Source organism: Halomonas sp. BM-2019, assembly GCF_017584085.1.
In genome coordinates this window covers 2,312,428-2,318,373 of the sequence record NZ_CP071922.1, presented here as the reverse complement: position 1 = coordinate 2,318,373, position 5,946 = coordinate 2,312,428, and the positions used below count along the sequence as shown (strand labels likewise).

At 68.3% G+C, this 5,946-nt stretch carries 5 protein-coding genes and 1 pseudogene; 3 read left to right on the top strand and 3 right to left on the bottom strand.

Going from position 1 to position 5,946, the window contains the following annotated elements; translation table 11 throughout:
• Positions 1 to 1,448, top strand: a 1,448-nt coding sequence (locus J5F18_RS11515; RefSeq protein WP_346298769.1) for an ATP-binding cassette domain-containing protein, incomplete at its 5' end; no start/stop codon positions are given.
• Positions 1,449 to 1,533: 85 nt separating this feature from the next.
• Here the strand turns inward: J5F18_RS11515 and J5F18_RS11510 are convergent.
• The 3 genes from J5F18_RS11510 to J5F18_RS11500 form a co-directional block, all read right to left on the bottom strand.
• On the bottom strand, positions 1,534 to 3,069 hold the full coding sequence (locus J5F18_RS11510) for a Fic family protein (RefSeq protein WP_346298768.1): 1,536 nt from the start codon (positions 3,067 to 3,069) through the stop codon (positions 1,534 to 1,536).
• A 90-nt stretch (positions 3,070 to 3,159) separates the two neighbouring features.
• On the bottom strand, positions 3,160 to 3,858 hold the full coding sequence (locus J5F18_RS11505) for a pseudouridine synthase (RefSeq protein ID WP_346298767.1): 699 nt from the start codon (positions 3,856 to 3,858) through the stop codon (positions 3,160 to 3,162).
• A complete protein-coding gene (locus J5F18_RS11500) occupies positions 3,858 to 4,673 on the bottom strand; it encodes an amidohydrolase (RefSeq protein WP_346298766.1) in 816 nt (271 codons plus the stop codon). Before J5F18_RS11500 ends, J5F18_RS11505 begins: the two co-directional genes overlap by 1 nt.
• A gap of 133 nt (positions 4,674 to 4,806) precedes the next feature.
• Between J5F18_RS11500 and rarD the strand changes: the two genes are divergently transcribed.
• Entirely contained in the window at positions 4,807 to 5,721 is a 915-nt protein-coding gene (rarD, locus tag J5F18_RS11495) for an EamA family transporter RarD (RefSeq protein ID WP_346298765.1), read from the top strand.
• A gap of 40 nt (positions 5,722 to 5,761) precedes the next feature.
• Positions 5,762 to 5,946: pseudogene (locus tag J5F18_RS11490) on the top strand (hypothetical protein); the annotation flags it as partial.

Genomic DNA, 5,946 nt, shown 5'->3' with positions numbered 1-5,946 from the left:
CGCTGGGCGCCATGGACCTGCTGCCGGGCAACGCCGCGGTCAGCGGCAAGCGCCTGCTGGGCGACACCGACCTCGCCCGACTGAAGCCCAGGGCCTGGCAGGGGCTGCGCGGCGGCCGCGTCGGCTTCGTCTTCCAGGAGCCGATGACCTCGCTCAACCCGCTGCACACCGTGGGCAAGCAGATCGGCGAGACCCTGCGCCTGCACCAGGGGCTGACCGGCCGCGCGGCCCGCGACCGGGTGCTCGAGCTGCTGGCCCGGGTCAGGCTGCCGCGCCCCCAGGAGCTGATCGGTGCCTGGCCCCACCAGCTCTCCGGCGGCCAGCGCCAGCGGGTGATGATCGCCATGGCCATTGCCAACGACCCGGAGTTGCTGATCGCCGACGAGCCCACCACGGCGCTGGATGTCACCGTGCAGCAGGAGATCCTGGCGCTGCTCGCCGAGCTGCGCGACCGCCACGGCATGGGCATGCTCTTCATCACCCACGACCTCAACCTGGTGCGCCGCCACGCCGACCGGGTCTGCGTGCTCTACCGGGGATGCGAGCAGGAGACCGGTCCGGTGGACCGGGTCTTCGACTCGCCGGCCAGCGCCTATACCCGCACCCTGCTCGACGCCGAGCCGGAGGGGCGCCCGGCGCCGGCACCCCGCGGCGCGCCGCTGCTGGCCGCCCGGGGGCTCGGGGTGAGCTTCCAGCGGCCGAAGAAGCTGTTCATGAAGCGCCCCCCGGCCTTCGAGGCGGTCCGGCCCCTGGACCTGGCCCTGGCCCCCGGCGAGACCCTGGGCATCGTCGGCGAGTCCGGCTCGGGCAAGACCACCCTGGCCCTCGCCCTGCTGCGCCTGACCCCGAGCCAGGGCGAGATCACCTTCGGCGACGCCCACCTGGATAGCCTCACCGGCGGGGCGCTGCGGCGCCAGCGCCAGCGCTTCCAGATCGTCTTCCAGGACCCCTTCGGCTCGCTCTCGCCTCGCCTGCCCGTCTCGGCGATCGTCAGCGAGGGGCTGCGCTTCCACCACCCGGAGCTGGGTGAGGCCGAGGTCGCCCGCCGGGTGGCCGCGACCCTCGCCGAGGTGGGCCTGCCGGCCGACTGCGCCGACCGCTACCCCCACGAATTCTCCGGCGGCCAGCGCCAGCGCATCGCGGTGGCGCGGGCGCTTATCCTCGAACCGGCGCTGCTGGTCCTCGACGAGCCCACCTCGGCCCTGGACCGCACCGTCCAGAAGCAGCTGGTGACCCTGCTGCGCGACCTCCAGGCCCGCCGTGGCCTGAGCTACCTCTTCATCAGCCACGACCTGGCCGTGGTGCGCGCCATGGCGCACCGGGTGTTGGTGCTCAAGGAGGGAGAGGTGGTGGAGAGCGGCGACTGCCTGGAGGTGCTGGAGAACCCCCGCTCCGAGTACACCCGTGCCCTGGTGGTCGCGGCGGGGCTTACGCCCCGGGTGGGATGAGCAGCGAGTCACACGGACGCGCCAGCGATGCCGTCATAGAAATCCGGGATGGCGTCGCTTCACGCCAACCTGCGAAGGCCCTATTTTAAGAAGAATCGTCAGCACCCTGCTGTAGGGCCTTCTGAGCTTCCGCTTCGATGGCGTCCAGCACCTCTCCAGGCACCTGGTAGCGAAACTGCTTGCGGCGATTCTTCGATAGCACTCCCTCATGGCTCAAGCACATCATCACCAGGCGGGACAGGTCGCTGCCGCGCACATCGAAACGCGCATCGATGGCACGATAGACGCGATCAAAGCAGGCCAGGTAGCGAGTTTCTGCCTTGAGGTCCTCCCTCAGCGCCTCGCGCGCCATACTCAGCGTGAAAGCCACCGCCTGAGTAGCATCCCAGTAGCGATAGAGGCTTTCGCTGCCCTCGAAGTGGAATTCATGGTGGTCGGCATCGATCCAGTTGACCCGCCACTGTTCCCTAGCGGGTGTCGAGAAGGCTTCGAGTGCCGCGAGGTAATCGACTTCATGCCGTTTCATGGCGATGGAGATGGGCAGCAGATTGCCCCGCGGCAATTCGCCCAGCCGGCACAGCGTATGGTGCAGCAGGAATCGAGAGATGCGTCCGTTGCCATCCATGAAGGGGTGGAGGAAGACGAAGCCGAACGAGATCACGGTGGCGGCCACCAGTGCCGGCACCCTCTCGGCTGACGGAGCATCCGGCACCTCTGATAGCGCATTGGCCCACCTCATGAGCGCTTCCATCAAGGTCTCGCAGAGCTCGGGAGGGGGTGGCAGGTAGCTGACACCGATAGCACCCGGCAGCCCATTATGCAGATAGTTCTGCTCATGGCGAAAGGCCGCTGCATTGTCGAAGGGGTTGCTGACAACGCTGTTCTGAAGAGCAACCAGATAGCCTTCATCCAGTGGCTGGCCGTCATGTGCCGTGCGCAGCAGCTGCATGAAACGCCGTTGCTTATTGGGAGAGGGCGATTCGCGCTCGATTTCAAACGAGGACTGCGTCTCGCTGAGATAAGCCCACTGGATGGCGCGGTCCAGCATTCCAGGCGGCAGGGAGGCCATGAAGGCACGCGCTTCGGCCAGCACCTCCTCCTTCAGTAGCGCCTCGATCTCGGGCGTCCGCCGCACCACGGCGCAGTACTGGAGGGTACCCAGGCCGTTGACGTCTACCCGCCAACGGCTGTTGCGCCTGGCCGGCCCCGTCACGTAGCGCTCGGAGTCGAACAGCGGCACGGCGCGCCCCTTGACCGAAGGTTCCAGCGGCAGCCGGGCCACGAAATTCTCGTAGAGACAGGCCAGGCGACGCAGATAGATGCCGTTGGGCGACGCCTCCAGTGCCGCGACAAGCGGCTCGACCGGTAGATGAGGCAAGGTCTCGGCAAGAATTGCCAGGTCCACGCCCTCATGCTTCAGGGCAAACAGCAGATGCGAGAGAAGATCATCATCGGCAGGCGCACGCTCAGGCGGCACCGCCAGCTCCGCTTCGAGCCACATCAGGCGTGTCACCGGTCGCACGCGCGCCGGGCATCGCGGCGGCAGGACGCCCAGCGTCAGGTGCTCGTGGAGATGCGCATAGCCAACGTTTTTCATCAACTGACCCGTCAGGCGAGACATTTCGTTCACTACAGCAAGAAAAATTTCAGCTCTCAACCAATGGAGGATTTTTTCTTGACCATAATGCCCGCTGCGCCACCGGGGCCAGAGTCAGAAGGCCGCGACCTCCTCGGGGGTCAGCTCGCGCCACTCGCCCTCGGCCAGCCCACCCAGCGCAAGCGGCCCGATGGACTCGCGGTGCAGCGCCACCACCCGATTGCCGATGGCGGCGAACATGCGCTTCACCTGGTGATACTTGCCCTCCTGGAGGGTCAGCTCGGCCACCCTGGACTCGCGCATGGTGAGCTCCGCCGGGCGTGTCGGCGTCGCCTCGCCGTCGAGCTCGATGCCCTCGGCGAAGGCCGCGATGGCGCGGGCCAGCGCCTCCCCCTCCAGCGGCTCGGCCAGGGTCACCCGATAGACCTTGCCACAGCGGTGCTTCGGCGAGGTCACCCGATGGGACCACTGGCCGTCGTCGGTGAGCAGCACCAGGCCGGTGGTGTCCACGTCCAGGCGCCCCACCGGCTGCAGGCGCTCCACCTTGGGCAGCTCGATCAGGTCGATCGCCCGCGGGTAGAGGGTGCGTCGGGCGGTACACTCCACCCCGATAGGCTTGTGCAGCATCACGTAGCGCAGCCCCACCAGCGCCAGGGGCTCGCCGTTCCAGGTCACCCGGCTCGCTTCGCCGATCTGCGTGGCCGGATTCTTGACCACCTCCCCCTCCACCTGGACCTCGCCGCGATGTAGAGCCTTCTTGGCCAGGCTGCGAGTCAGCTCGGTGGTCTCGGCGAGGAAACGGTCCAGGCGCATCAGAAGCCCACCCCGTCGGAGAGGGTGAAGTGGTCGGCGTCTCGCCAGGCCGGGAACTTCTCCCGGAAGGCCCGGAGCTCCGCAAGCGACAGGGTGCCGGTCTTGACGAAGGGCTGCCCCTCGGGCTCGTCGATCAGCACCTCCCCCTTGGCGTCGATCAGCATGGAGTCGCCGGCATAGGGCAGCCCCTTGGCATCCTCGCCCACCCGGTTCACCCCGATCACCGGGCAGAGGTTCTCGATGGCGCGGGCCTGGAGCAGGATGCGCCAGGGGTGGCGGCGCGGTGCCGGCCAGTTCGCCACGCAGAGCAGGGCGTCATACTCGAAGTGCTCGTCGGGCGCCGGCTGCTGGCGCAACCAGACCGGGAAGCGCAGGTCGTAGCAGACGCTGAGCAGGATACGGAACCCCTTCAGCTCGACGATGACCCGTTCATGGCCCATGGCATAGCGCTCGTGCTCGCCGGCCATGCGGAACAGATGGCGCTTGTCATAGGTCGCCAGGCTGCCGTCGGGACGCGCCCACACCAGGCGGTTGAGGTACTCCCCGCGCTCCACCACGGCAACGCTGCCGGTGACCACGCAACCGCGTTGGTGGGCCTGCTCCCGCAGCCAGGCCACGGAGCGGCTCTCTTCCATGGGCTCGGCCATCTCCCGGGAGTTCATGGTGAAGCCGGTGGCGAACATCTCGGGCAGCACGATCAGGTCGGTCTGGTCGCGTCCGAGTTCGTCCAGCGTCTCCTCCAGCATCCGGCAGTTGGCCTCGGGGTCTTCCCAGCGCAGGTCGCACTGCACCAGGGTGGTTCTCAGCTCGCTCATGGGGGCTCCCGTCCGGGGTCAGTATCCTTCCCCAGCCTACCCCAGTGCCGCGTCCTCGTCAGCCGACGCGCAGCCGCCGTGGCGCGCGGGCGCATAGCCTGCTAAGTTGTTTGCTTTTCCATGCGAGGCTGCCATGTCCGCCAATCCTGCCTCCCTGCCCGACCGCGAAACCGGCAAGGGTGTCGCCTTCGGCCTCGGCGCCTATCTCGCCTGGGGCTGCTTCCCGCTGTTCTTCGCCCTCTTCGAGGGGGTCCCGGCCTTCGAGATCCTGGTCCATCGGATCCTCTGGTCCTGCCTCTTCCTGGTCGGCCTGGTCAGCCTGCTGGGGCGCTGGCCCCCCATCCGCAAGGCGCTCGGCGAGCCGCGGCGCCTGGGCCATGTGCTGGGCTGCGCCATCCTGATCGCGGTGAACTGGGGGCTCTACATCTATGCCGTGGAGACCCGCCATGTCCTTCAGGCGAGCCTGGGCTACTTCATGACGCCGCTGGTCAACGTGGCCCTGGGCATGCTGGTCCTGCGCGAGTCCATGCACCGCCTGCAGGCCGTGGCGGTGGGGCTGGCGACCTTCGCCATCCTGGTCCAGCTGCTGCTGCTGGGCGAGCTGCCCTGGATCAGCCTGGCGCTGGCCTTCTCCTTCGGCACCTATGGCCTGCTGCGCAAGCAGGTGCCGCTGGATGGCCTCTCGGGGCTGTTCGTCGAGACCCTGCTGCTGCTGCCGCTGGCGCTGCTGGCACTGCTGTGGCTGAGCCAGGCCGAGCTGTCGCATTTCCTCGCGGGCACCGAGGTCACGCTGCTGCTGATGGCCAGCGGCGTGGTCACCGCCCTGCCGCTGCTCGCCTTCGCCGGCGCCGCCCGGCGCCTGCGCCTGGCGACCCTGGGCTTTCTGATGTACATCAACCCCAGCATCCAGTTCCTGATCGCCCTGGCGGTCTTCCGGGAGCCCCTCTCGGCGGTCCAGCTCACCACCTTCCTGCTGATCTGGGCGGCGCTCGCCCTCTATTCCTGGTCGGCCTGGCAGGGGCGGTCGAGGCCGTCAGTGGCCAAGTAGGCCGATCGCGCGCGGCGGCGCCTTCCGCTACCATCGAGCCATGTCCCTCGCCGCCTCCGCCGCCTCCCCGCCCCGCCTGCTACTGGTGGGGGCCGGCCATGCCCACCTGCATCTGCTCCGCCATGCCGCCGCGTTCGAGGGGGCCGAGGTGATGCTGGTGGATCCCGGCGGCTTCTGGTACTCCGGGCGTGCCGCGGGCATGCTGTCGGGACGCCTGCTACCCAC

Coding starts and splice junctions, on each gene's coding strand:
- J5F18_RS11510 (WP_346298768.1), bottom strand. CDS start 3,069: ATGTCTCGCCTGACGGGTCAGTTGATGAAAAACGTTGGCTATGCGCAT.
- J5F18_RS11505 (WP_346298767.1), bottom strand. CDS start 3,858: ATGCGCCTGGACCGTTTCCTCGCCGAGACCACCGAGCTGACTCGCAGC.
- J5F18_RS11500 (WP_346298766.1), bottom strand. CDS start 4,673: ATGAGCGAGCTGAGAACCACCCTGGTGCAGTGCGACCTGCGCTGGGAA.
- rarD (WP_346298765.1), top strand. CDS start 4,807: ATGTCCGCCAATCCTGCCTCCCTGCCCGACCGCGAAACCGGCAAGGGT.